The 24,712-nt window shown below is 68.1% G+C and carries 15 protein-coding genes, 1 tRNA gene and 2 pseudogenes; 11 read left to right on the top strand and 7 right to left on the bottom strand.

Translation table 11 applies throughout. The features are described from left to right. Positions 1 to 7: 7 nt before the first annotated feature. Together lat and OHB12_RS30190 are read right to left on the bottom strand one after the other, a co-directional pair. Positions 8 to 1,351: an L-lysine 6-transaminase gene (gene lat / locus OHB12_RS30195; RefSeq protein WP_327112983.1), complete on the bottom strand. Its 1,344-nt coding sequence runs from the start codon at positions 1,349 to 1,351 to the stop codon at positions 8 to 10. 64 nt (positions 1,352 to 1,415) lie between these two features. Continuing rightward, entirely contained in the window at positions 1,416 to 1,868 is a 453-nt protein-coding gene (locus OHB12_RS30190; protein WP_040686931.1) for an Lrp/AsnC family transcriptional regulator, read from the bottom strand. Between the two features lie 112 nt (positions 1,869 to 1,980). Between OHB12_RS30190 and amaB the strand changes: the two genes are divergently transcribed. From amaB to OHB12_RS30175, 3 genes are all read left to right on the top strand, one after another. Further along, on the top strand, positions 1,981 to 3,510 hold the full coding sequence (gene amaB / locus OHB12_RS30185; RefSeq protein WP_327112981.1) for an L-piperidine-6-carboxylate dehydrogenase: 1,530 nt from the start codon (positions 1,981 to 1,983) through the stop codon (positions 3,508 to 3,510). A gap of 74 nt (positions 3,511 to 3,584) precedes the next feature. Continuing rightward, positions 3,585 to 3,658, top strand: a tRNA-Met gene (locus OHB12_RS30180). Between the two features lie 430 nt (positions 3,659 to 4,088). Then, entirely contained in the window at positions 4,089 to 4,253 is a 165-nt protein-coding gene (locus tag OHB12_RS30175) for a hypothetical protein (protein ID WP_327112979.1), read from the top strand. Between the two features lie 145 nt (positions 4,254 to 4,398). On the opposite strand, the gene OHB12_RS30170 is transcribed toward OHB12_RS30175, so the two are convergent. Further along, positions 4,399 to 7,872: an indolepyruvate ferredoxin oxidoreductase family protein gene (locus tag OHB12_RS30170; protein ID WP_327112977.1), complete on the bottom strand. Its 3,474-nt coding sequence runs from the start codon at positions 7,870 to 7,872 to the stop codon at positions 4,399 to 4,401. Between the two features lie 671 nt (positions 7,873 to 8,543). Here OHB12_RS30170 and OHB12_RS30165 point away from each other — a divergent pair. Together OHB12_RS30165 and OHB12_RS30160 are read left to right on the top strand one after the other, a co-directional pair. Beyond that, on the top strand, positions 8,544 to 9,032 hold the full coding sequence (locus OHB12_RS30165) for a hypothetical protein (RefSeq protein WP_327112975.1): 489 nt from the start codon (positions 8,544 to 8,546) through the stop codon (positions 9,030 to 9,032). 279 nt (positions 9,033 to 9,311) lie between these two features. Beyond that, positions 9,312 to 10,487 (top strand): lipase family protein, encoded by a 1,176-nt coding sequence (locus OHB12_RS30160; protein WP_442800149.1) that lies wholly within the window; start codon positions 9,312 to 9,314, stop codon positions 10,485 to 10,487. A 117-nt stretch (positions 10,488 to 10,604) separates the two neighbouring features. On the opposite strand, the gene OHB12_RS30155 is transcribed toward OHB12_RS30160, so the two are convergent. After that, positions 10,605 to 11,150: a histidine phosphatase family protein gene (locus OHB12_RS30155; RefSeq protein WP_327112974.1), complete on the bottom strand. Its 546-nt coding sequence runs from the start codon at positions 11,148 to 11,150 to the stop codon at positions 10,605 to 10,607. Positions 11,151 to 11,257: 107 nt separating this feature from the next. Here OHB12_RS30155 and OHB12_RS30150 point away from each other — a divergent pair. The 5 genes and pseudogenes from OHB12_RS30150 to OHB12_RS30135 all read left to right on the top strand — a co-directional run. Then, positions 11,258 to 15,067 (top strand): annotated as a pseudogene (locus OHB12_RS30150) (ATP-dependent helicase); the annotation flags it as partial. A gap of 381 nt (positions 15,068 to 15,448) precedes the next feature. Continuing rightward, positions 15,449 to 16,378, top strand: a pseudogene (locus OHB12_RS36490) (Lhr family helicase); the annotation flags it as partial. Positions 16,379 to 16,432: 54 nt separating this feature from the next. Then, positions 16,433 to 17,221, top strand: coding sequence for a DNA-formamidopyrimidine glycosylase family protein (locus OHB12_RS30145; RefSeq protein WP_327112972.1), 789 nt, complete (start codon positions 16,433 to 16,435; stop codon positions 17,219 to 17,221). A 106-nt stretch (positions 17,222 to 17,327) separates the two neighbouring features. After that, a complete protein-coding gene (locus tag OHB12_RS30140; RefSeq protein WP_327112970.1) occupies positions 17,328 to 17,510 on the top strand; it encodes a hypothetical protein in 183 nt (60 codons plus the stop codon). A gap of 112 nt (positions 17,511 to 17,622) precedes the next feature. After that, positions 17,623 to 17,955 (top strand): hypothetical protein, encoded by a 333-nt coding sequence (locus OHB12_RS30135; protein WP_327112968.1) that lies wholly within the window; start codon positions 17,623 to 17,625, stop codon positions 17,953 to 17,955. A 313-nt stretch (positions 17,956 to 18,268) separates the two neighbouring features. On the opposite strand, the gene OHB12_RS30130 is transcribed toward OHB12_RS30135, so the two are convergent. Continuing rightward, the gene (locus OHB12_RS30130; RefSeq protein WP_327112966.1) at positions 18,269 to 20,002 is read right to left on the bottom strand and encodes a glycerol-3-phosphate dehydrogenase/oxidase; all 1,734 of its coding nucleotides are present in this window, start codon (positions 20,000 to 20,002) and stop codon (positions 18,269 to 18,271) included. Positions 20,003 to 20,664: 662 nt separating this feature from the next. Between OHB12_RS30130 and glpK the strand changes: the two genes are divergently transcribed. Next, positions 20,665 to 22,164 (top strand): glycerol kinase GlpK, encoded by a 1,500-nt coding sequence (gene glpK / locus OHB12_RS30125; RefSeq protein ID WP_327112964.1) that lies wholly within the window; start codon positions 20,665 to 20,667, stop codon positions 22,162 to 22,164. A gap of 214 nt (positions 22,165 to 22,378) precedes the next feature. Here glpK and OHB12_RS30120 read toward each other — a convergent pair whose 3' ends face one another. Both OHB12_RS30120 and OHB12_RS30115 read right to left on the bottom strand, forming a co-directional pair. Continuing rightward, positions 22,379 to 23,557 (bottom strand): aminotransferase-like domain-containing protein, encoded by a 1,179-nt coding sequence (locus OHB12_RS30120; RefSeq protein WP_327112962.1) that lies wholly within the window; start codon positions 23,555 to 23,557, stop codon positions 22,379 to 22,381. A 93-nt stretch (positions 23,558 to 23,650) separates the two neighbouring features. Next, on the bottom strand, positions 23,651 to 24,667 hold the full coding sequence (locus OHB12_RS30115) for a hypothetical protein (RefSeq protein WP_327112960.1): 1,017 nt from the start codon (positions 24,665 to 24,667) through the stop codon (positions 23,651 to 23,653). Positions 24,668 to 24,712: the final 45 nt, after the last annotated feature.

The raw sequence follows: 24,712 nt of genomic DNA, 5'->3' as shown, positions 1-24,712 counted from the left end.
CATCCCGTTATGCAGGTGATTCGATACCGGTGAGCACCCTGTCCAGCGCGTCGACGGCCTCGTCCAGTTCGACCGCGGTGACCGTCAGCGGTGGGCGGAAGCGGATACCCCGCTCGCCGGTGCCGAGGATCAGCACGTGCTCGCGCTCGCGCAACGCGGTAAGCACCTCGTCGCGCAGCCGGGCCGAGGACAGTGTGATCGCGCACATCAGTCCGCGCCCCCGCGGCTCACTGACGTCGGTGTGGTCGACGGCCAGCGACTCCAACCGATCGAGCAGGTGCGCGCCGAGCAGACGGGACCGTTCGACCAGCTCGTCGCGCTCGAGCACCTCGAGAATGCGCCGAGTGCGCACCATGTCGGTGAGGTTGCCGCCCCAGGTCGAGTTGAGCCGGGAACTGACCGCGAACACGTTGTCGGGCACCTCGCCCAAACGCCCGCCCGCCATCACACCACACACCTGAGTCTTCTTACCGAAGGCGACCACGTCGGGCTCGAGCCCGAGTTGCTGGTAGGCCCAGGTGGTTCCGGTCATGCCGACACCGGTCTGTACCTCGTCGAGGACGAACAGCGCGTCGTTCTCGTGGCACAGCCGCTGCACGGCCTGCAGAAACTCCGGACGCAGATGCCGGTCGCCGCCTTCGCCTTGGATCGGCTCGGCGATGAAACATGCTATGTCGTGCGGGTATTCCGCGAATGCGCGCCGCGCCTGGTCCAGAGCACTGGCCTCGGCGTCCTCGATGTCGAAGGCGTCGGTGTGGTACGGCGCCTTGATGCGGGGCCAGTCGAACTTGGGGAAGCGTGCGGTCTTCACCAGGTCGGTGTTGGTGAGCGACATGGTGTAGCCGGTGCGGCCGTGGAACGCGCCGGTCAGATGCAGCACTTTGGTGCCTAGTTCCGGTGCGCGGCCGTGGGATTCGTTGTGCCTGGACTTCCAGTCGAACGCGATCTTGAGCGCGTTTTCCACCGCGAGGCCGCCGCCGTCGATGAAGAACAGGTGCGGTAGCCGTGGATCGCCGAGCACCCGCACGAAGGTCTCGACGAAGCGGGCCATCTCGACGGTGTAGATGTCGGAGTTGCTCGGCTTGTTGAGCGCCGCGGTGGCGAGTTCGGCGCGGAACTCCTCATCGTCGGCTAGGTCGGGATGGTTCATGCCCAGCGCGTTGGACGCGAAGAAGCCGAACATATCGAGGTAGGAGCTGCCGTCACGTTCGTCGACGAGACGGCAGCCGCGGGACTGCCGTAGATCCAGCACCAAATCGAAGCCATCGGCAAGGATGCTGGCCGACAAGATCTCATGTACCCGGGCGGCGGGGGTGACCGCAGGGCGGGTGCGTTCCAGTTCGATGGTCACGCCCTGAGGGTACGTAAAAATTTACGGAATCTCTATATCCAAGAGGATTAATTACATGTAATGGCTACCTGTCATAGAATGTCTGCAAGATGATGGTGCTCCGGGTTCTGACGTTGGCGGTCGCTCTGATCTCCTGCAGCAGCTGCTCGAGGTGCCTCGGGGACGCCACACGCACCAGCAGGACGTAGCTCTCGTCGCCCGCCACCGAGTGGCATGCCTCGATACCGGGGATGTGCTGCAACACAGCGGGCGCGTCATCGGGCTGCGACGGGTCGAGAGGAGTGATCGCGACGAATGCCGACAAGAGCTGGCCGAGCGCCTCGGGATCGACGTGCGCGGTGTATCCGCGGATCACGCCGCGTGCCTCGAGTCGACGGACCCGTGATTGCACGGCGGACACCGACAAACTCGCCTTTTCGGCCAGATTCGACAGCGTGGCCCGTCCATCGGCCATCAGTTCACGAATCAGCAGGCGATCGATGTCATCGAGTACGGGTCGAGCCGGTGTATCCGCCATCAGCGAAGGCTAACTCAGGCGGCCCGCCTCGTGTCCGAAACCCGACCCCCACCCTCCCGCTATGTGGGATAGATACGCCGCGACGCGGCTGAAAGGTACGGCGGAACAACACATGACTGAAGTACTCGGCGCCAAGACCACCCAGGAACTCGCCGCTCGCGCGACCGCGGTATTGCACGAGCTCGGCGCGCGGCCGCCCGAGCCCGGTGAGCTGTCCGCGCGCACTCCGATCACCGGAGGACAGCTGCTGGCCCTGCGACCCAGCTCGCTCGACGAGGTCGACACCGCGATCGGCCGGGCCGCCAGCGCATTCCAGGCGTGGCGCCGCGATCCGGCCCCCGTCCGGGCGGCGGTCGTGCGCAGACTGGCGGAGTTGCTCACCGGCCACAAGAGCGAGCTGGCCGAACTGGTGACGCTGGAGGCGGGCAAGATCCCCGCCGAGGCCGCGGGCGAGGTGCAGGAGATGATCGACATCTGCGAGTTCGCCATCGGACTTTCCCGGCAGCTGTACGGACACACCATGCCGTCGGAGCGGCCGGGACACCGATTGATGGAGACCTGGCACCCACTCGGCGTGGTCGGGGTGATCTCGGCGTTCAACTTCCCGGTCGCGGTGTGGGCGTGGAACACGGCGGTCGCGCTGGTCTGCGGCGACACCGTGGTGTGGAAGCCGTCGGAGACCACACCGCTGACGGCGGTGGCCTGCCACGCCCTGCTGCGGCGCGCCGCCATCGACGTCGGCGCGGATCCCGAAGTGCACCAACTGATTCAGGGCGGGAGCGAGGTCGGATCCCGGCTGGTGGGGGACGAGCGGGTAGCGCTGGTCAGCGCGACCGGCTCGGTGCGGATGGGCCGGCTCGTCGCACCGCGGGTGGCCGATCGCTTGGGGCGCTGCTTGCTGGAGCTGGGTGGCAACAACGGCGCCATCGTCACGCGGTCGGCCGATCTGGAGCTGGCGGCACGGGCGATCGTGTTCGCGGCGGCGGGTACGGCCGGGCAGCGGTGCACCACGCTGCGGCGTCTGATCGCGCACCGCGACGTGATCGGCCCGCTGGTCGACCGGCTCGAGCGCGCATACCGACAACTGCCCGTTGGCAATCCGCTCGACGACGGGGTGCTGGTCGGGCCGCTGATCGACGGCAGGGCCTACACCGGGATGCGCGCCGCGCTGGACAAAGCGGTCGCGGACGGCGGCGAACTGGTCTGCGGCGGCGAACGAGTGGAGGGATTCGGCGACGACGCCTACTACGTGCGGCCCGCCATCGTGCGCATGCCCGCGCAGACCGCCGTGGTGCGCGAAGAGACCTTCGCACCGATCCTGTACGTGCTCACCTACGACGACTTCGACCGCGCGATCGCCTTACACAACCAGGTGCCGCAGGGCCTTTCGTCATCGATCTTCACCACCGACCAGCGCGAGGCCGAGCGCTTCCTCGCCGCCGACGGCTCCGACTGCGGTATCGCCAACGTCAACATCGGCACCTCCGGCGCCGAGATCGGCGGCGCCTTCGGCGGGGAGAAGCAAACCGGCGGTGGCCGTGAATCCGGTTCGGACGCCTGGAAGGCCTACATGCGCCGGGCCACCAACACCGTCAACTACTCCACCGAACTGCCCCTCGCACAGGGCATAAAGTTCGGCTGAGCAACCCGCCGCACCCCCGTTTACCTGCACGATTCGTCGCTACGCGCACACCTGTGTAGTGTTATGCATACCGACGCGGGGTGGAGCAGCTCGGTAGCTCGCTGGGCTCATAACCCAGAGGTCGCAGGTTCAAATCCTGTCCCCGCTACTACGCGAGTGGCCCGGAGAGATTTTCTCTCTGGGCCACTTCGCGTTGTGCGATCCAGCGCCCCGCATCGATGGTCACGTCCCGTGTCGGGGATAGTCGTCAGGGATGATCTCCGGTATGAGCGCTCCCGATCAGCACCACGAACTGCGTCTGACTGCTGAGGAATTGGTGCGCGGGCACGCGCAATCCGCGGACGGGACCGTCTACATCAAGACCGAAGCCCGCGGGGCGATCACCGATCTTCGGCTCTCGCCCCTACGGAGATCGATGCCGGGGCTTTGTCGATTTGCGAGGCCACGCGGACCAAGTTCCTGTTCTCGGCCACGGGTCCGGCCGATCGCGGTGAGATCGCGGTCGATCTCGATATGGTGTGCGGCCTGCGGGGGTGCCCAAGTCGGTGTGGCGGTGGGACGATACGGCGCAGTACAGATTGACGCAGCGTGGTCAGTACCGGTGGGCTGGTGTGGTTGATCTCGTGGTGCGCGCGACTGCGGTGCACCACGATCTAACGGTTCTGCATGCCGACGCGGACTTCGCCGCTGTCGCCCGTGTCCTACCCGAACTGCGCCAACGGGATATCCGTTCCTCGGTCTGAGTACTGGCTCCAGTCCCGGACCCCGGTCTCGGTCATAGCTTGGGTTCCGATGATGTAGCGAGACGCGCTCGGCTGGTTCACCACCAACCACCTGGTCAAGGCTCGTGCCGATGGTCGGAAGGCATGGGGAGCAGATTGGTTCACCTCAGACGCGTGGCGGGTTGATGCCGAGCTCGCTCAGGCGGTCGCAGTAGCGCTCGACGTTGGCGAGCTTGATGTCCTCGTAGCCACGTACCAGATCGGGCAGGCCCGCAGCCTCGACGGCACGGTCGTAGTTCGAGGCATCGAGGGTGTCGGCGAGGGTGGTCACCATCGCGGTGTAGTGCTCGAGCAGGGCTCGCTCGACCCTGCGCACGTGCGCATAGCCGAACGGGTCGAATTTGGTGCCGCGCAGGCGCTTTCCCTTGGCCAGCAGACGTAGTGCAAAGTGGCTCCGGGGCCCGATGCCGATCTTCTTCTCGCGCCCCATCGCGCGCAGGATCGGCGGGTGCAGCCGGTAGGTCAGGTTCGCACCATCAGGCAGCTGCGCGGCAACATCGTCCAGGAACTCCGGGTCGGTGAGGCGCCGCGCCACCTCGTACTCGTCCTTGTAGGCGGTGAGCTTGTACAGGCCGCGCGTCACCTGCTCGCTGAACTCGGTGCGGTCGCCCAGCCGAATCTGTGCCTCCCAGATCCGTTGCACCGCACGCACGTACTCACAAGCAACCTTCGCACTGTGGAATCCGACCAGCTCCACGGCCCGCGACTCGACCAGCCGCCGGGTCTCCCCCGTCGCGGTGAGCCCCTCGAAAAGGTCCGACGGAATGGCGATCTCAGGCTTCGACCGCCGATGCCGGGTGCTGGCCGCGGCGAACTCGTCCGGCCGGGCCACCACCACGCGTCCCCAGCGGAAGGCGGCGATATTCGCCTCGACCGCGACGCCGTTGATCGCGATGGCCTCCTCGATCGCCGCGGCGGGTAGCCGTAGGCCGCCGATCTGGTAGGCGGCGCCTACCAGGAGGAAGTTGGCGGCGGCGGTATTGCCGAAAAGCGCGTCGGCCGCGGCCAGCGCGTCGAACGACCGCACCGAGCGCGACACCTGTGCCAGCCGGGACAGCAGCAAGCCCTCGTCCGGGTAGGCGACAGACTTGTCATAGACCATGTCGCCGGTCGGCGTCTTGCTGGTCGAGACGACGGAGACGGTGACCGCCTTCGAGCCGTAGGCGAGATTCTTGTTGTCGGTGGCGGTGAGCAGGTCGAAGGCCACGATGCAGTCCGCCGAAGCGGGCGTCAGCCGGTTGGCCGGTTCCAGTTCGCCGAGCGCGAACCGCAGGTGTGAGACGACCGGGCCTGCCTTCTGGCTCATTCCGATCTGGTCCAAGCTCGCGACGTCGTACCCGGCACGCACCGCCGCGGTTGCCAGTACCTGGTTCACGGTGACGATGCCGGTGCCGCCGATACCCGCGAGGAAGACGTTCTGCGTCGACGTCGGCGCGACGGAGAGGAGTTCGGGCAGTCGCGGGGGCTCGGGGTGCCGAATCCTGTTGCGCCGCTTCGTTTTTGCCGGATTTGGCAACTCGACCGTGACGAACGACGGGCAGTCGCCGTCCAGGCAGCTGTAGTCGGTGTTGCAGGAGGTCTGGTCGATCCTGGTCTTCCTGCCGAATTCGGTGTCCACCGGCTGGACCGAGAGGCAGTTGCTCTTGACCCCGCAGTCGCCGCAGCCCTCACACACCGCCTCGTTGATGATCACCCGGGTGCGGCGCACCGGGAGTGTGCCGCGTTTGCGCTGCCGCCGCGCGTCGGCGGCGCAGTGCTGGTCGTAGATGAGCACCGTGACACCGGGGATTTCACGCAGGGTGCGCTGGGCCTCGTCGAGCCGATCCCGGTGCCACAGTAGGGTTCCCGCCGCGAGATCGCGCTTGCGGTAACGCTCGGGATCGTCGGTGCAGATGATGACCTGCCGGACACCCTCGGTGGTGAGCTTGTGCGTGAGCATCGGCACCGTGAGCGCGCCTTCGGCGTGCTGCGCGCCGGTCATCGCGACGACGTCGTTGTGCAGCAGCTTGAAGGTGATGTTCACGCCAGCGGCGACGCACGCCTGCACGGCGAGCTGGCCGGAGTGGAAATACGTTCCGTCGCCGATGTTCTGGAACAGGTGCGGCACGTCGGTGAACGGGGCCTGACCGATCCACTGCGCGCCCTCGCCGCCCATCTGAGTCAACCCGGTGACCTTGCTGTCGGTGCGGCCCGACATGGTCACCATGGTGTGACAGCCGATTCCGCCGCCCGCCAACGAGCCGTCCGGCACGGCGGTGGACCGGTTGTGCGGGCAACCGCTGCAGAAGTAGGCTGCGCGTTTGGCGGGCAGAACAGACAGCGACAGCGGTTGCGGCAGAGCGCGTTTCATGTCGATGTAGCCGGCGAGTGCGCGGCGAAGCGGCGGAGTGATGCGGCCGGTGGTGAGTTCGCCGTCGGTCGCGAACAGCGGACGGCGCTCGGCGTCGCGTTTGCCGATGATCTCCGGCGCACCCGGTGTGCCGTACAGGATGTCCCGGATCTGGGTTTCGACGAACGCGGTCTTGTCCTCGACGACGATCAGTCGCGCGAGCCCGTCGGCGAACTCCCGGACCCGCTCGGGTGCGATGGGATACGGCATGCCGATGCGCAGTAGTCGCACTCCTGCGCGGTGCAGCGCGTCGTCGTCCACCCCCAGATCGATCAGCGCCTGGCGGACGGCATCGAAGGTTGTTCCGGTCGCGGCGATCCCGACCGTGGCGCGGACCGGGTTCACCTCGATCACGTCCAGACCATTGCGCGTGCTGTAGGCCTGCACCAGCTCCCAGCGCGGACCGTAGAGGTCGGCCTCGGCGAGCACACTGTCGGCCGGCGCGGCCATCGGACGCCGGCGATAGGTGAACGGGTGACCGTCCCAGTCGATCTCGGGCACGATGATGTCGATGTCGCCGACCGAACCCTCGACGGTCCACGCGCCGTCCGCGACGTCGGCGACGATCTTCAGCGCCACAAGGCATCCCGAGGCGCGCGACAGGGCGACACCGTGCAGGCCCATGGTGATGATTTCGCGGGCGTTGCGCGGGAACAGCACCGGGATGTTCAGTGCCGCCAGCGAACGCTCGCTCACCGCAGGCACGGTGGATGATTTCGACGCCGGATCGTCACCGACCAGAAGCAGCACGCCGCCGCGGGCGTTCGCGCCGTACATATTGGCGTGCCGCAGGGCGTCGGTCGCACGGTCGAGCCCGGGGCCCTTGCCATACCAGACTCCGACGACGCCGTCGTGGGTGGCGTTGCCGGCGGGCAGATCCGCCTGGCTGCCCCACACCGAGGTGGCGGCCAGTTCCTCGTTCAACCCGGGGAGGAAAGAGATGTCGTGCTCGGCGAGGACATCGGGCATTCCGGCCAGCATCTTGTCGACGCCACCGAGCGGACTGCCCTGATACCCCGACACGAACGTGCCGACCCGTCGCCCGGCGCGCAGGTCACGCACGTGCTGCTCGACCAGCTGCCGGGCGATCGCCTGGACGCCGGTGAGGAGAACGGTCCCCGCGCCGACGCGGTAACGGTCGGCAAGGTCATACGTGGCTGCGATCAGATCGCGGTCAGCGAGCTCGGTCATACAGATCCACCCGTCCAATCGGCACCGATCAGGCACCTCGCATCATTGAGCACTTGTTGCCGATATCCTGGCCCTGAACGAACCGAACGCACAATAGTTGGTCAGAAAATTGAGCAATCTGCGCAATTTGCAAAGATCCAAATGAGCATCGCCTAGGCAGGGTGCGAGGTCGATGCGACGGCCACACGGACGCTGACCACCGGCGCGGCCAGCCGCGATGTCGCCCAGGCGAGCCGCGATCGATCCCGACGCGATCCGCGGCGATACCCGCACCGAGAACACAACCACATCGGCCCACTCCCCGTTCCGAGCGCAGCAAGACCAAACACTCCCCGTTCACAGCCCAACCCCACCCCGATACCAACCACGCAGAACCCGCAAACACCCAGCACAAAAAGCAAACAATCAACACCGCACCCACCAACCGACGCAACCACACCGGCCAAACCCCAGCTTCCGAGCGCAGCGAGACCGAGCATTCCCCCTGTTCGCGGCTCGGCTCGCGTCCGAGCGGCCGACGCGTCCGCGACGAAGTCGCCAGCGTCGGCCGCTCGGACGCGAGCCAAAAGAGGGCCGCGAACCCGCCGCGCCCGCGCGGCCAAAAACACAGCGAACACGCAGCGTCGCACGCGCTGCAAAACAAGGAGCTGTGTGAAGGTGGAGGGATGGGTATGCGGAGGAGGGTCGCGTCCGGAGTCGTCGCGATGGCCGCGGTCGCGGGATCGACCGCGTGTGGTGGGCAGCAGGCCCCTCCGGCAAACTCGGGCGTCACGCCCTCGGCGGACGCAACCACGGGTGCGCCGGCGGGGATGCCGGCCGATCTTGGTCCCCGTCACTACGCGGGCGGAGCGATGGTCGTCGTCCCGCACTCGGCGGATCTGGAACCCAGTTCGGCGATGGCCTTCTCGGCATACGACATCGAGGACGGTACGGAAAGACTCGCGATCCACATCCCGGGACCGGTCGGTTGCCCGAGCATCGGATTCACGGCGCAGGCCGAGGAATCAGCCGAGCTGGTGACTGTGAAGCTCATCCGCGGCCTGCACCGTGGCATGCCGCCGTGCCAGGGCGCAAATCCAGAGCAAAAGCGTGAGTACGGCGTGGTCGTGGTCGACCTGCAACACCCACTGGGCAACCGAACGGTGTTAAGCCTCGCCTGAACAGGCAATATCCGGTTCGACGATACCTTTCGCAGCGAATAGAACGCCCTTCTTTGGCTATCACCTACCCGAAGCCAAGGGGCCGTGCTAATCTTCAGCAAACATTTTGCATTCGCTCCGGCTGCCGTTGCCTTCTTTCGATCCACGCAGTGAACGAGGTGGTTCGCTGCGACTTCCCATGCCGTGCCGGTCCATCCGAAACACCGACCTGGGGAATGAGCCCCGTCGGTCGGTGTATCGCTGGCGGCTGACCTTCGAAGGAAAACCGTGACCAGAGTCGTGTTCCGGATCGCGATCCTACTGTTGAGCATCTTCTCGGTCGGCCTGCTCGGCCCACCCGTGACAGCACAGCCACTGTATCCCACCCCGGATCCTGATCCCTTCTACGCCGCGCCGCCAAATCTTGCCGGACTCCAGCCAGGTGACGTGGTGCGCGCCCGCAGGATCGACAGCGGTCCCTACGCGGGGACCGACGACTGGCAGGTGGCGTTCCGCTCCACCAACTCACAGGGCAATCCCGTCATGGGAGTAACAACCGTCCTACTTCCCCCCGGGGTCCAGAACCCGCCGCTGGTCTCCTACCAGGCGTTGATCAATTCCCTCGGCACCCAGTGCAGCCCGTCGCGCTCGCTGTTCAACGGCGAATTGGACGACGCGGCCGGCATGATGCTGCCCATCAGACGCGGCTGGGCGGTCTCGGTCCCGGACTACTTGGGCCCCACCTCCGCCTACAGCGCGGCGCGACTGAGCGGAATGATGACCCTCGACAGCATCAGGGCCGTGCGCAAGGTCGCCGAACTCGGTCTGGCCAACTCCCCGGTCGCCCTCGCCGGCTACTCCGGCGGCGGTTTGGCCACCGCGTGGGCGGCCGCGATGCAACCCACCTACGCGCCGGACGTGCAGCTCACCGCCGCCGTCGCGGGCGGCATCCCCGCCGACCTCGGAGAGATGGCACACGCGCTCGGCTTCAACCCGCACCCCGGGTTCGGGCTGGCTTTCGCCGCGGCCATGGGGCTGGAACGCGAATACCCGGACCGGGTGCCGGTCTCCGATCAGCTCAACGACACCGGGCTGTGGTTCCGGGATCTCACGCGCGATGCCTGCCGCCGGTTCCTGATCAACGAGGGAGCCTTCCGCAGCGCGGAGCAGATGGCGGCGTCCAAGAACCTGATGGACAGCCCGGAGGCGCTCGCCGTACTGCGGGAGAACAGCCTGCGCTACTTCGAGGGCGTGCCGACCGTTCCGACCTTTATCTGGCAGGGCCGCTTCGACACGCTCACCTCGTTCGGCCCCGTCGCCGAGGTCGTCAACCGGTATTGCAGGGCAGGGGCCAGGGTGCAGTTCCGCCCCTACGAGATCGCCGAGCACATGACCACGGCCGTCGCCGGATTCGCCGAAGCATGGAACTACATGGACGCCAGGTTCCGCGGCGAACCCGCACCGATCAACTGCTAGCCACACCGGAACAAGCGGCCCCGGAGATGTGCTCCGGGGCCGCTTCGCGCTCGTTCAGCTGAGGGAGCGGACCTGCTGCTGGTCACCCTCGCCGCCGGATGACCGTGCCGCCGCGCGTCAGGCCGTGAAGTGCAGCGTCCATTCGCCGCGATAGTGCAGACGGGTGACGCTGCCCGGCGGAATGTCGATCCGCCAGAACGATTTCGGCGGGGCGTCCAGGGTCACCAGCAGCGCCGCCCGAATGACGGCCGGATGGGTGACCGCGATGGTGGACTTTCCCTCCGCGGCGACCTCCGCCATCCAGTCCCTGGTCCGCTCGATCACATCCACCACGGACTCGCCGCCGTGCCCGCGGAACGCAGGGTCGGTGAGCCAGGCGTACAGCTCGTCCTGCGGCACCGACATCAGTTCCCCGCCGCGCCACGCGCCCGCGTCCAGATCGCGCAGCCGGGTGTCCTCGTCGCCGGGCAACCCCAGCAGGGCGGCGGTTTCCACGGTCCTACGCTCCGGTCCCGTGAGCACCCGCGCGGCGGTGAGCGGCCCACACTCGGTGATATTCCGGCGGCCTGCCTCGGTCAGCGATTCATCGACCGGAAAACGTGCCTTCCGCATCGCCTCGGTCATACCATGGCTGACCAGGTCGACTCTGAGCACCTTTTGCACGGATCGAAGCGTACGGCGCGACGCCGACGGCCGTACCTCGATTGCTCCCGCTTCGCTCGTGCAACGGTGCGGACGTGCTTGTCGGTGCCCGGGTGCACACTGATGCCATGGCCCAGTTCTCCCGTGCGACCCAGGAGTGGTTCGACGGCGCGTTCCCCGGGCCGACGTCCGCTCAACTCGGGGCGTGGGATGCCATCGCGGCGGGCGACCACACGCTGGTCATCGCGCCGACGGGGTCAGGGAAGACGCTCTCGGCGTTCCTCTGGGCGATCGATCGGCTGGCGACGCGGGAACGGCCCGCCGAGAAGACCGGGACCTCGGTGCTCTACATCTCCCCTTTGAAGGCGCTCGCGGTGGACGTGGAGCGCAATCTGCGGGCGCCGCTGGTCGGCGTCACGCAGACCGCCAAGCGGCTCGGACTCGATCCGCCGCGGATCACCGTCGGAGTCCGTTCGGGCGACACCAGCACCGCGGAGCGCCGATCCATGCAGCGCACCCCGCCGGACATTCTGATCACCACGCCGGAATCGCTGTTCCTGATGCTCACCTCGGCGGCGCGGGCGACGCTGCGGGACGTGGGCACGGTGATCGTGGACGAGGTGCACGCGATCGCCGGTTCCAAGCGCGGCGCGCATCTGGCGTTGTCGCTGGCCCGGCTCGACCTGCTGACCGAGCGACCCGCGCAGCGGATCGGCCTGTCCGCCACCGTGCGGCCCCCGGAGGATGTCGGTCGGTTCCTGGTCGGCAACGCGCCGTTCACGCTGGTCGCACCGCCCGCGCCGAAGACGTTCGACCTGTCGGTGCGCGTGCCGGTGCCGGACATGACCGAGCCGGGCGACTCCGACCAGCCGGGATCGATCTGGCCGCATGTGGACGAAGCGATCGTGGATCTCGTTCTGGAACATCGGTCCTCGATCGTGTTCGCGAACTCCCGCAGGCTGGCCGAGCGTCTCACGGCCAGGCTGAACGAGGCCTATGCGGCGCGGCGCGGCGAGCCGGTGGGGACCGTGCCCGATACCTCCGTGGTTCCGCAAACTGTCGCCTACCGGCCGGACGCGCGCGCCGGGCACAAGCCGCCCGCCCAGCTCGGGCCGTCCACCGAGGTGATCCACGGCGCTGGACCACTGCTGGCGCGCGCCCACCACGGTTCGGTCAGCAAGGAACAGCGCGCGCTGATCGAAGACGATTTGAAGAGCGGACGGCTGCGCTGCGTCGTCGCGACCAGCAGCCTGGAGCTCGGCATCGACATGGGCGCGGTCGATCTGGTGGTGCAGGTGGAGGCGCCGCCTTCGGTGGCGAGCGGATTGCAACGGATCGGACGGGCCGGACACCAGGTCGGCGAGATCTCGCGCGGGGTGATCTTCCCGAAGCATCGCACCGACGTCATCCATTGCGCGGTGGCCGCCAAGCGGATGGCCGCGGGGCAGATCGAGGCGATCCAGATCCCGGCGCACCCGCTGGACATCCTCGCCCAGCAGACGATCGCGGCGTGCGCGCTCGACCCGATCGACGCCGACGCGTGGTTCGAGGTCGTGCGCGGCACGGGAAGTTATGCGTCACTGCCGCGTTCAGCCTACGAGTCGGTGCTGGATCTGCTGTCCGGCCGGTATCCCTCGGACGAGTTCGCCGAGCTGCGGCCCCGGCTGGTCTGGGACCGCGACGCGGGCACGCTCACCGGGCGGCCCGGCGCGCAACGCTTGGCCGTGACCTCGGGAGGAGCGATTCCGGACCGCGGCATGTTCGCGGTGTACATGGTCGGTGAAAAGGCCTCGCGGGTTGGCGAGCTCGACGAGGAGATGGTCTACGAGTCCCGGGTCGGCGATGTGTTCGCGCTCGGGGCGACGAGCTGGCGGATCGAGGAGATCACGTTCGACCGGGTGCTTGTGACACCCGCGTTCGGACAGCCGGGCCGGTTGCCGTTCTGGCACGGCGACGGGCTCGGGCGGCCCGCGGAACTCGGTGCGGCGCTCGGTGAGTTCGTGCGCATGGTCGGACAGGAGCGTGCGTCCGAGTCCACCCACATGATAGGCACGCGAAATCCCCTGCGACGCAAGGGTGCTGCTACCCGAAGCGGGTCGACATCCCCTGGTTCGGCGGCTTCCGATGTATCGGCACCCGGTTCGGTCGCGCCGGGCTCAGTAGCCGTCGGGTCGGTGACTTCGTCGCGCGCGCAAGCCGAGCGCGCAGAACCCAGCCGCCCGGCCGGCACTCCCGCTCAGCGGCCATCGCGGCAAAAGTCCGCCGATCCCGGCGCGGGACCGGCGCAGGACGGCATCGCACAACTCATGGGCTCGGCCGGTCTCGACGACAACGCGACGGCGAACCTGATCACGTTGCTGGACGAACAGCGCACCGCGACCGGACATCTGCCCACCGATCGCACCCTGGTGGTGGAGCGGTTTCGCGACGAACTCGGCGACTGGCGACTGGTCCTGCATTCGCCGTACGGCCTGCCGGTGCATGCGCCGTGGGCGCTGGCCATCGGGGCGCGGCTGCGCGAGCGGTTCGGCGTGGACGCCACGCCGAACGCCTCCGATGACGGCATCGTCGTGCGGCTCCCCGACACCACCGACGATCCGCCCGGCGCCGAGCTGTTCGTCTTCGAGCCCGACGAGATCGACGACATCGTCACCGAGCAGGTCGGCGGCTCGGCGCTGTTCGCCTCCCGGTTCCGCGAGTGCGCGGCACGCGCACTGCTGCTGCCCCGCCGCGACCCTGGCAAGCGCGCCCCGCTGTGGCAGCAGCGTCAGCGCTCGGCCCAACTGCTCGACGTAGCACGCAAGTTTCCCGAGTTCCCGATCCTGCTGGAGACGGTGCGCGAATGCCTGCGCGACGTCTACGATCTGCCGTCGCTGCGCGACCTGCTCGGCCGGGTGGCGCGACGCCAGTTGCGGCTGGTCGAGGTGGCGACCGCGACGCCGTCACCGTTCGCGAACGCCCTACTGTTCGACTACATCGGGCAGTTCATGTACGACGGGGACAGCCCGCTGGCCGAGCGCCGCGCCGCCGCGCTCTCGCTCGACTCCGGGCTGCTCGCCGAACTGCTCGGCCGGGTTGAGCTGCGCGAGCTGCTGGATGCCGCGGTCATCGAGCAGACCGAACGGGAATTGCAGCGGCTCACGCCGGAACGCCGTGCAAGAGACGCCGAGGGCTTGGCGGATCTGCTGCGGCTGCTCGGTCCGCTCACTGCCGCCGAGGCTGCCGAGCGCTGCGATGAGGACCCGGCTGCCTGGTTCGGCGGCCTCGTGACTTCGCGTCGGGCACTGGGGGTTTCATTCGCGGGCCGGAGCTGGTGGGTGGCGGTGGAAGACGCGGCGCGGCTGCGGGACGCACTGGGGGTGCCGTTGCCGATCGGCACGCCGTCGGCTTTCATCGAGCCGGTGGCCGACCCACTCGGTGACCTGATCGGCCGCTACGCCCGCACACACGGCCCGTTCGGCGTCGAGGCGGTCGCGGCACGGTTCGGTCTCGGCACCGCCGTCGCCGCCACCGCGCTGCGCCGACTCGCCGCTGAAAAGCGGGTGGTGGAGGGCGAATTCACGCCCGCTGCCACGGGCTCGGAATGGTGCGACGCGCAGGTGCTGCGCCGGCTGCGCCGCCGGTCGCTCGCCGCGGCACGGCACGATGTCGAGCCGGTCTCGACCGCCGCGCTCGGCCGCTTCCTTGCCTCATGGCAGCACATCGACACCGGCGAGCTGCGTGGCGTCGACGGCGTGGCGACCGTCGTGGAACAGCTGGCGGGCGTGCCGGTTCCGGCGTCGGCTTGGGAATCGCTCGTCCTGCCCGCGCGGGTGCGCGACTACTCCCCCGCCATGCTCGACGAACTCATGGCGACCGGCGAGATGATCTGGTCCGGCCACGGCGCCATCACCGCCAAGGACGGCTGGATCGCCCTGCACCTGGCCGACCAAGCCCCGTTCACCTTGACGCCATCGGACGAGATCGATCTCTCGGAGATTCAGCTGCGACTGCTCACCACCCTTGGCGCGTCCCTGGCGCCGAGGACTCCGCTTCCTCCCTCCGAGGACCCGATCGCCCGAGCGCCGGTGTCGCTCGACGAACCGGATTCGCCCGGCGAGGCCGTGGAAAACTTCGGGATGCGGACGGACTCGACCGACCAACGCTCGGCGCGCCGCAGCCCGCGGAACGCTCGTGACTCGACGAATCATGCGCAGGGGCCCGGCTCCACGAGCGCGAATCGGGGCACCGCCGGACGACTATCGCCGCCCGAACACTCCGCGGCGGGGCGGTTGGACGCTTCCGCCTCGGGCGCCCCCCAACTCGTTCCGGTACCGCAGGCCGGCGGCGCGTTCTTCTTCCGGCAGCTCTCGGATGCGACCGGCATGCTCAACGACAGTGCGGTAGCCACTGCGCTATGGGAGTTGGTCTGGGCGGGCATCGTTTCCGGCGACACGTTTGCGCCCGTGCGTGCGCTGCTGTCCGGCACGACGCGGACCACCACCGCGCACCGGACACCGCGGCGTGCGCCGCGCGGCCGGGCCTACCTGCCCCGAGCGAGCATGCCGACCCGATCCGGCCCGCCCTCGGTCGCCGGGCGGTGGTCGCTGCTGCCGGAGCGGGTATCGGACAACACCGTGCGCGCGCACGCGACCGCGGACCTGCTTCTGGAGCGATACGGGGTGCTGACCAGAGGCTCGGTGCAGAACGAGGGTGTGCCCGGCGGATTCGCGCTGATGTATCGAGTGCTCACCGAGTTCGAAGATCGCGGGCGCTGCCGTCGAGGCTATTTCGTCGACTCGCTGGGCGGCGCCCAGTTCTCCACCACCGACGTGGTGGACCGGCTGCGCTCCTTCGACACCGAACGCGCTCGTCCCGAGTCCAGGCAGCCGACCGGCACGGCTCTGGCGCTGGCCGCGTGCGATCCGGCGAACCCGTACGGCGCCGCGCTGGCCTGGCCGAAGGGCGACGGCGATGGCGGACATCGGCCGGGACGCAAAGCCGGGGCCCTCGTCGTGCTTGTCGACGGTGAACTGGTCCTGTACCTGGAGCGGGGCGGCAAGACCCTGCTGACCTTCACCGAGGACCCGGAGGCTCGCCGCCGCGCCGCGCAGGCACTGGCCGACCTGGTGCATCGCCGCCGGGTGGACTCGCTGGTGATCGACCGCGTCAACGGCGACACCGTGCACGGCAACACCTTCGCCGGTTTCCTCACCGAGGCGGGCTTCTCCGCCACCCCGCGTGGGCTGCGCCTGCGGAGCCGCCCGTGAGCCCGCACACCCGGGCGAGCCGCAGTGCCGACGCCGCGGAATCGGAGCCACCGTATGCCTGAGGGCGACACGGTCTACCTGGCCGCCGGACGTCTCCGCGCCGCGTTGGCCGGGAAAGAATTGACACGCAGCGATTTCCGGGTGCCGCGATACGCGACGATCGACCTGCGCGGACAGGTGGTCGAGAGCGTCGGCAGCTATGGCAAGCATCTGTTCATCCGGACGCCGACCTCGAGCATCCATAGCCACCTGAAGATGGAGGGCAAGTGGCGCGTCTTCCACTGCGGGCAGCGGTGGACCGGACCCCGAGTTGCCGCGCGGGTCGTGCTGAGCACGGACGAGGTGGAAGCCGTCGGATTCTCGCTGGGCACTGTCGAGGTGGTGCGGGTGGGCGAGGAGCACCGGATCGTCGACCACCTCGGACCGGACCTGCTCGGGCCGAATTGGGATGCGGCCGAAGCCGTTCGGCGGCTGGAGCGGTATCCGAATCAACCTATCGGCGTCGCGCTGCTCGACCAGCGCAATCTGGCCGGCATCGGCAATATCTTCCGCAGCGAAGTCTGTTTTCTGCGCCGAGTCCACCCGGCCACCGGGGTCGGCGACGTCCCTGACCTGTTCGCACTGGTCAACGAGGCGCACCGGGTGCTGACCGAGGCCGCCGACAAACCCCCGCGCCGCCCGCTGGCCTATGGCCGCGCCCGCCGCCCGTGCCAGCGCTGCGGGACACCACTGGTGGCCGACCTGCTCGGCGACACCGCCCCCGACTCCGACCGCGTCGTCCAACGAGAACGCGGCATCTACTTCTGCCCGCGCTGTCAGCCGATCCCGGCTACCTGGGCCTGACCCGGATACCGCGCTCCGAATGTAATTTGCCACCCCATTGCTAACGATCCGCGCCCCTGCGACGACATGCACTGTGGCAGTCCGGACCCAGCACAGGAGCAGGCACATGACGACGGTATCGCAATCGAGCACGCGGCTGCTCCTCGCGATCTCCATGCGTCTTCTGGTCGCCACCATGGCGGCCCTCGCCACCGTCGCGTTCACTTACCTTCTGCTGCACCCGAATTCGTCGACCGGCGCCCCGGAGTCTCCGCGCGCACCCGTGTCGACGATGTCGCCGCATCCTTGACGCGCGACCAACTCACCCACTTGACTCACAATTCGTAAGTCAACCGTGGAGTGCATCAGGCAGGGTCGCCGGCGTCGCCCTCACCGGCGGAACCACGGTTCCCGCCGACTCGGTGATCTGCGCGGTACCCAACTCCAACGTCGGCGGCCTGCTCGACGACCTGCCCGAACACCCCGAGATCTACGAGGCCGCCGAAGAAACTCGGCTACATGCCGATCGTCGGCACCAACCTGTACCTCGATCGCCCGCTGGGCACCACGGCCGAGTTCGAGGCACTGATCGGCGGCCCGCGCTGCTGGACCGCGAGTCGGCGATCGCACTGCCCGGGATCAGCAGCGTGGACTGGAACGCCGACGTGGACCAGGTCGGCCGCCTAGCCGCACGCTGCGCCGGCCGGCGCATCATGCTCAGCCCACCTGACGGCGGGCCACCCGGTCTGCGGTAGCGGCTCGGGCTCGGGCGCGCTTACGCACGGGCGATCGACGCGCGCCATCTGTCCCGGTACATCGGGTGAGCGTCGATCCGAACGGCGCGACCGAGCGAATCCGGTCGGCCGCCGTGGAGGAGCTGGCCGTCTGCACCTCGCCGACCCGATCCGATACCAGACAAGCTGATGCTGCGATATCTACGGGTCACTGGCCGAATGGGCGATGGGTGTGGAAACGCACTGATCTCGGCCGCTGATCGCACTGCGCTGCCTGCGATCTGGATGCGATTGCCACCGGTTGTCGAGCACGAAAGTCAGGCGAACGGCCGGATCAGCTTTCCGATGGCACGGGCTCGAGGAGCTCCGGGCGGGGTTCGGGCGCCGCGACGCGCAGGGCGTCGGCGGAGGCGTCGTCCGGCTGGGTCTGCGAACGGATCTCCGCCTCGACGCGCGCCTGATAGGTCCGGACCTCCCGGTCGATCTCGTCGGCGTCCCAGCCCAGGATCGGCGCGACCAATCCGGCCACCTGTTCGGCGCAGTTGGCGCCCCGGTGCGGGTACTCGATCGAGATCCTGGTCCGCCGGGCCAGGATGTCGTCCAGGTGCAGCGCGCCCTCGGCTTCCGCCGCGTAGACCGCCTCCACCTGCAGATATGACGGAGCGTCCGTGATCGGTTGCAGCAGTTCGGGTTTGCCGTCGGCGAAGGCCATCACCTGGTCGATCAGCGAGCCGTAGCGGTCGAGCAGGTGCTTGATCCGGTACGGGTGCACACCATATGCCTCGGCCAGCTGCACCGTCTGGTTGACCAGCGCGAAGTAGCCGTCCGCGCCGAGCAGCGGCACCTTCTCGGTGATCGAAGGCGAGACCCGGGCCGGAATGTCCTGTGCCGCTTCGTCTACCGCGTCGTAGGCCATCACACGGTAGGTGGTGTACTTGCCGCCCGCGATGCCGACCAGTCCGGGCGCCACCCGCGCGACGGCGTGCTCGCGCGACAGCTTGGAGGTCTCGTCGCTCTCGCCCGCCAGCAGCGGCCGCAGTCCCGCGTACACGCCGTCGATGTCGTCGGGGGTGAGCGAGGTAACCAGCACCTGGTTCACCCGGTCGAGCAGGTAGTCGATGTCGGCCCTGGTGGCCGCCGGATGCGCGAGGTCGAGGTTCCACTGGGTGTCGGTAGTGCCGATGATCCAGTGCGTACCCCACGGGATGACGAACAACACCGAGGTCGTGGTACGCAGGATGATCGCGGTGTCGCTGACGATCCGGTCGCGGGGCACCACGATATGCACTCCTTTGGAGGCGCGCACGTGGAACCGCCCCCTCTGCTGCGAGAGAGCCTGGACCTCGTCGGTCCACACGCCGGTCGCGTTGATCACCACGTGTCCGCGCACCTCGCCGGTGCGTCCGTCCTCGGTGTCACGCACCTTCACACCGACCACCCGGTCGGCCTCGCGCAGAAGCCCCACCACCTGGGTGGAGGCGCGGATCACCGCGCCGTAGTGTGCGGCGGTGCGGGCCACGGTCATGGTGTGACGCGCGTCGTCGACCACCGTGTCGTAGTAGCTCACGCCGCCGATCAGTGCGTCACGCCGCAGCCCCGGCGCCAGCCGCAACGCGCCGGCGCGGGTCAGATGCCGTTGTCCGGGAACGGATTTAGCACCACCCATGGTGTCGTAGAGGACCAGCCCTGCCGCGACGTACGGACGCTCCCACGCTCGATGGGTCAGCGGATACAGGAAGCGCAGCGGCTTGACCAGGTGTGGTGCCAGGGTTGACAGCGCGAGTTCACGTTCCCGCAGCGCCTCGCGCACCAGTCCGAACTCCAGCTGTTCCAGATAACGCAATCCGCCGTGGAACATCTTCGACGACCGACTGGAGGTACCCGATGCGAGATCACGCGCCTCGACGAGTGCGACCTGCAGGCCCCGGGTCGCCGCGTCCAGCGCGATCCCGGCGCCGACCACGCCACCGCCGACCACGACCACGTCGAAATGATCCTTGCCGAAGCGCTCCCACGCCGTTCTGCGCTGCTCCGGGCCGAGGAACTGCGAAACCGGTTTCTTGGTCATGCTCGACTCCTCCAACCGATGCGGATGTATTCGATCGAGCTGTTCAACTCCAGGCTAAGCGAACCGCCGCGGAATCCCCCGGCCGTCGCCACTCCCGTGTGGCCATGTACTACCCATCGGTAACAAGACCTACCTTAACCGAGCGACCGGCCACCACGCCGCCCTTCGCAACCACACCGGGCCGACCTCCTCTTTGCCTGGGCATGAGCCGAGGGACCACTCGTCGTGTCGTGGACAACCCAGACAAAACGCGCAACCCGACTCCACATCGGCCCACTCCCGCTTCCGAGCGAAGCGAGACCAAACATTGCCCGTTCGCGGCCCAGCTCACGTCCGAGCAGCCGACGCGCACGCGACGAAGTCGCCAGCGTCGACCACTCCGCATACGAAACACCGAGGGGCCGCAAACGCCCAAGAGCGAAGAGCTCAATACCACGTTCGCCACCCGACGCAATCACACCAGCCCCACTCCCGCTTCCGAGCGAAGCGAGACCAAACATTGCCCGTTCGCGGCCCGGCTCGCGTCCGAGCGGCCGCCGCGTCCGCGACGAAGTCGCCAGCGGCGGCCGCTCGGACGCGAGCCACCAGGGGGCCGCGAACCCGCCGCGCCCGCGCGGCCAAAGACACAGCAAAAACAAACACAGCGCTGCAAAATACATCACATGCGTCGCTATGTGGCCGCCATCGATCAAGGCACGACCTCGAGTCGGTGCATCGTCTTCGACCGGCAGGGGCGCGTCGTCGGTGTCGCCCAGCGGGAACACGAACAGATCTTCCCGCGACCAGGCTGGGTCGAGCACGATCCCGAAACAATTTGGCGCAATATCGAATTCGTGCTCGGCGAGGCGCTGGAGCGCAACGGGCTCACCCGCGACGACATCGCCGCGGTCGGGGTCACCAACCAGCGCGAGACTACGGTGGTGTGGGATCGCAAGACCGGCAAGCCGGTGCACAATGCCATCGTCTGGCAGGACACCCGCACCGATCGGCTGTGCGCCGAGCTGGGCGGCGAGGCGGGAGCGACCCGCTACCAGGACCGCACCGGCCTTCCGCTGTCCACCTACTTCGCGGGGCCGAAGCTGCGTTGGATCCTGGACAACGTCGCGGGCGCGCGGGACCGCGCCGAGGCGGGCGAGCTGTGTTTCGGCACCGTCGACAGCTGGGTGCTGTGGAACCTCACCGGCGAGCACGTCACCGACGTGACCAATGCCTCGCGCACCATGCTGATGGATCTTCGTTCGCTGCAGTGGGATTCGCGGATCTGCGCGAAGTTCGGCGTGCCGGAGGCGATGCTGCCGCGGATCCGCAGTTCTTCGGAGGTGTACGCGGAGATCAATTCCGGGCCGTTGGCCGGGGTACCTGTGGCCGGCATCCTCGGCGACCAGCAGGCCGCCACCTTCGGCCAGGCATGCCTGGCGCCCGGTGAGGCCAAGAACACCTACGGCACCGGCAATTTCATGCTGCTGAACACCGGCACCACGCCGGTGTTCAGCCGACACGGCCTTCTCACCACGGTGTGCTATCGCCTCGGCGACGCGGACGCCGTGTACGCGCTGGAGGGCGCCATCGCGGTCACCGGCTCGCTGGTGCAGTGGTTCCGCGACAATCTCGGCATCATCTCCGCCGCCGACGAGATCGAGCCGCTGGCTCGCAGCGTCGCCGACAACGGCGGCGCCTACATCGTCCCCGCCTTCTCCGGGCTGTTCGCGCCGCGCTGGCGACCGGACGCGCGCGGCGTGATCGCCGGGCTCACCAGGTTCGTCACCAAGGCGCATCTCGCGCGGGCGGTGCTGGAGTCCACCGCGTTCCAGACCCGCGAAGTGGTCGATGCGATGCGCGCCGACGCCGAGTCCGAACACCTCGGCCTGGAGCTCACCACACTGAAGGTGGACGGCGGCATGGTCGGCAACGACCTGCTCATGCAGTTCCAGTCCGACATTCTCGACGCGCCCGTGGTGCGCCCCGTGGTCAACGAGACCACCGCGCTCGGCGCCGCCTACGCGGCGGGTCTGGCCGTCGGTTTCTGGCCGAGCACCGACGACATCCGCGCCAACTGGGCCGCCGACAAGACCTGGCACCCGACCATGTCGGCCGCGGACCGGGACAAGCACCTCGAAGCATGGGACAAGGCCGTCGAACGCACCTACGGCTGGGTAGATTAGCGAACAATCGATACCGTGTTCGCCTCCCGACGCAACCGCATCGGCCCCCTCTCAGTTCCGAGCGAAGCGAGACCGAGCATTGCCCGTTCGCGGCCCGGCTCGCGTCCGAGCGGCCGCGGCGTCCGCGACGAAGTCGCCAGCAGTGGTCGCTCGGACGCGAGCCAATAGGGGGCCGCGAACACGCAGCGCCGAAGGCGCTGCCAAACAAACACAGCTATTCGCCTATTGCACGGGACAAGCGGACGGTCGCCTCCTGAAGCGTCTCCGCCTCGGAGGTGGTGAAGCACAGGCGCATCGAATTGCGGTGGGCGCCGGACATCGAGAAAGCCTCGCCGGGGACGTAGGCTACGCCGAGATCGACCGCGCGAGGTAGCAGGTCCACGGTGTCGGTTCCATCGGTGAAGTCGACCCAGACAAACATGCCGCCAGCGGCTTCGGTAGTCACCACTCGGTCACCGAAGCGCTCGCGCAGCGCCTGCACCAAGACACGCGCCCGCTCACCGTAGACGCGCCGGATCTTGTCCACATGCGCCACCAGCCAATCGGTGTCGGCGAGCAGATCGGCGGCGATCTGCTGAGTCAGGGCCGAACCGCACAGGTCCGCACCCTGCTTCAGCAACTCCACGCCCCGGCACACCGCATTCGGTGCGATCATCCACCCCACCCGCAGCGTCGGCGCCAGGGTCTTCGACACACTCGACAGCCGGATCACGTTGGGCGAGTACGACGCAACCGGCTCCGGCGATGGCCGATCGAACCACAGCTCACCGTACGGATCGTCTTCGATCACCCAGAACCCGTACCGTTCGGCGAGTTCGGCGAGTTCGCGGCGACGCCGCGGGGTCATGGTGACACCACGCGGATTGTGGAAATTGCTCACCGTGTGCACCAGCGCGGGGCGCTCCCCACGGCCGAGCAGTTCGGCCAGCGCGTCGATCCGCATACCCTCCGCGTCGAGCGGAACCGTGACGATCCGCGCTCCCGCAGCCCGAAACACTTGCAGCGCACCGACATACGCCGGATCCTCGACCACGACAAGCGCGCTTGGATCCAGCAGCACCTCGGCAAGCAGCGACAGCGCTTGCTGCGAGCCGTGCGTGACGAACATCTCCTCGAGCGGCACCTGCCGACCGATCCGTGCCGTCTCGCGTGCCGCCAGCACCTCGCGCAGCGGTCCCCAGCCCGCCGATTCGGTGTACTGAAGCCGTGTGCGGTCCGCGAGCGCCGACTCGGCCGCCAGCGCGATCCGATCGCGCGGCATGAGCTGCTCATCGGGCAGCCCACCGGCCAGGCTGATGACGTCGTCGCGGGCGGTCAGCTTCAACAGGTCGCGAATCGCCGAGCTCGTCAGGCCTCCGAGGCGCCGGGCCAGCGGTGGAGTGATCGGCGACATGAAACCTCCGAGGTACGCCACGGTACGCGAGACCTCACTGTCCCACATCGCTGACCAGAATATGAAATTCTATTCCCAGTATATGAGAAGAAATCACCGTTCCCGGATGACGAAGACCAGTTTCCTGCCGCCCCTGTCCACGGTCGTGACACGCTGCGGGTACACGATCGTGGTGCCGTCTGGGCGATGCTCGGTCAGGTCGACATCGAAGGTGTCCTGGCCCGACTCGGTGATCCGCACGCAATGCGTGGTGCCCACCGGAATATGTTCGTCGATGGCCTGCTGGAGGACGGCGGCGGTCGAAAAATCCGCGTCCGGCGCAACGAACGACCTGGCCCGTTCCCCATTGCGCGCGACGTAGAACGCGTTTTGGAACCCGAGAATGGCCCCGGCCCCACTGGCAGTGTCGCCGGGGCCGTTGCCGACGGTCACTTTGCCGTCCTTGCTGGACGGGCAGCTCAACGCGGCAGTGGTGCCCCCGACGTCGGGGGTGGCGGTGGTGTCGCCGTTGTCGCGGGAGACCGCGATGATGGTCACCGTCAGCGCGATCAGCACGACCACCGCCGCGAGCACGCCGAGCACGCGCCCCCGGGATGAGGAACCGGAACGGCGAGCGGGCGGGGGCGTCGCAGGAACGCGCAGTGCCAGCCGCATGGCGATCGGGTCCTCGGCCCAGGACAGGCCCGACTCGGACGGTGGAGGAGGTTTCGGCACGCCACCCTCGGCGGCAGGCCGGTTCCACCAGGACTCCTGCTCGCCATCCGAGGCCTGCGGTCGCGCGGCCTCCGTAGCAGGCATGTCACGGTGGTCGGGCGCAGGCGCCGGAGCAGGCCGATCGGCGACGACGGTGGAATCCGGCGCCCGATACTGTGGGGGCGGCGCGGGCGTCGTCTCTGGCTCGGCGGCCGGTCGCCAGATCAGCTCGGGGTGGTCGGTCGGCTGCTCCGGCACGGGCCAGCGCGGTCCGGTGTCGGCGCCCATCGGCGGGCCGAACTCCGAAACCGGAGGACCGAATTCGGAAACCGGTGGTCCGAAACCCCCCATCGGCGGGCCGAACTCCGACCCGGACTGTTCGAGGTCGTCTTCCCTCGCATCACCCTCGGAGGTCACACCCAATCCTTTCCCCAGGACACACGAGTGGGGCGGTCGCGAACG

Origin of the sequence: Nocardia sp. NBC_01730, from assembly GCF_035920445.1 — a bacterium.
Taxonomy (GTDB): Bacteria; Actinomycetota; Actinomycetes; order Mycobacteriales; family Mycobacteriaceae; genus Nocardia.
This window is presented reverse-complemented; position numbering and strand designations above follow the sequence as displayed.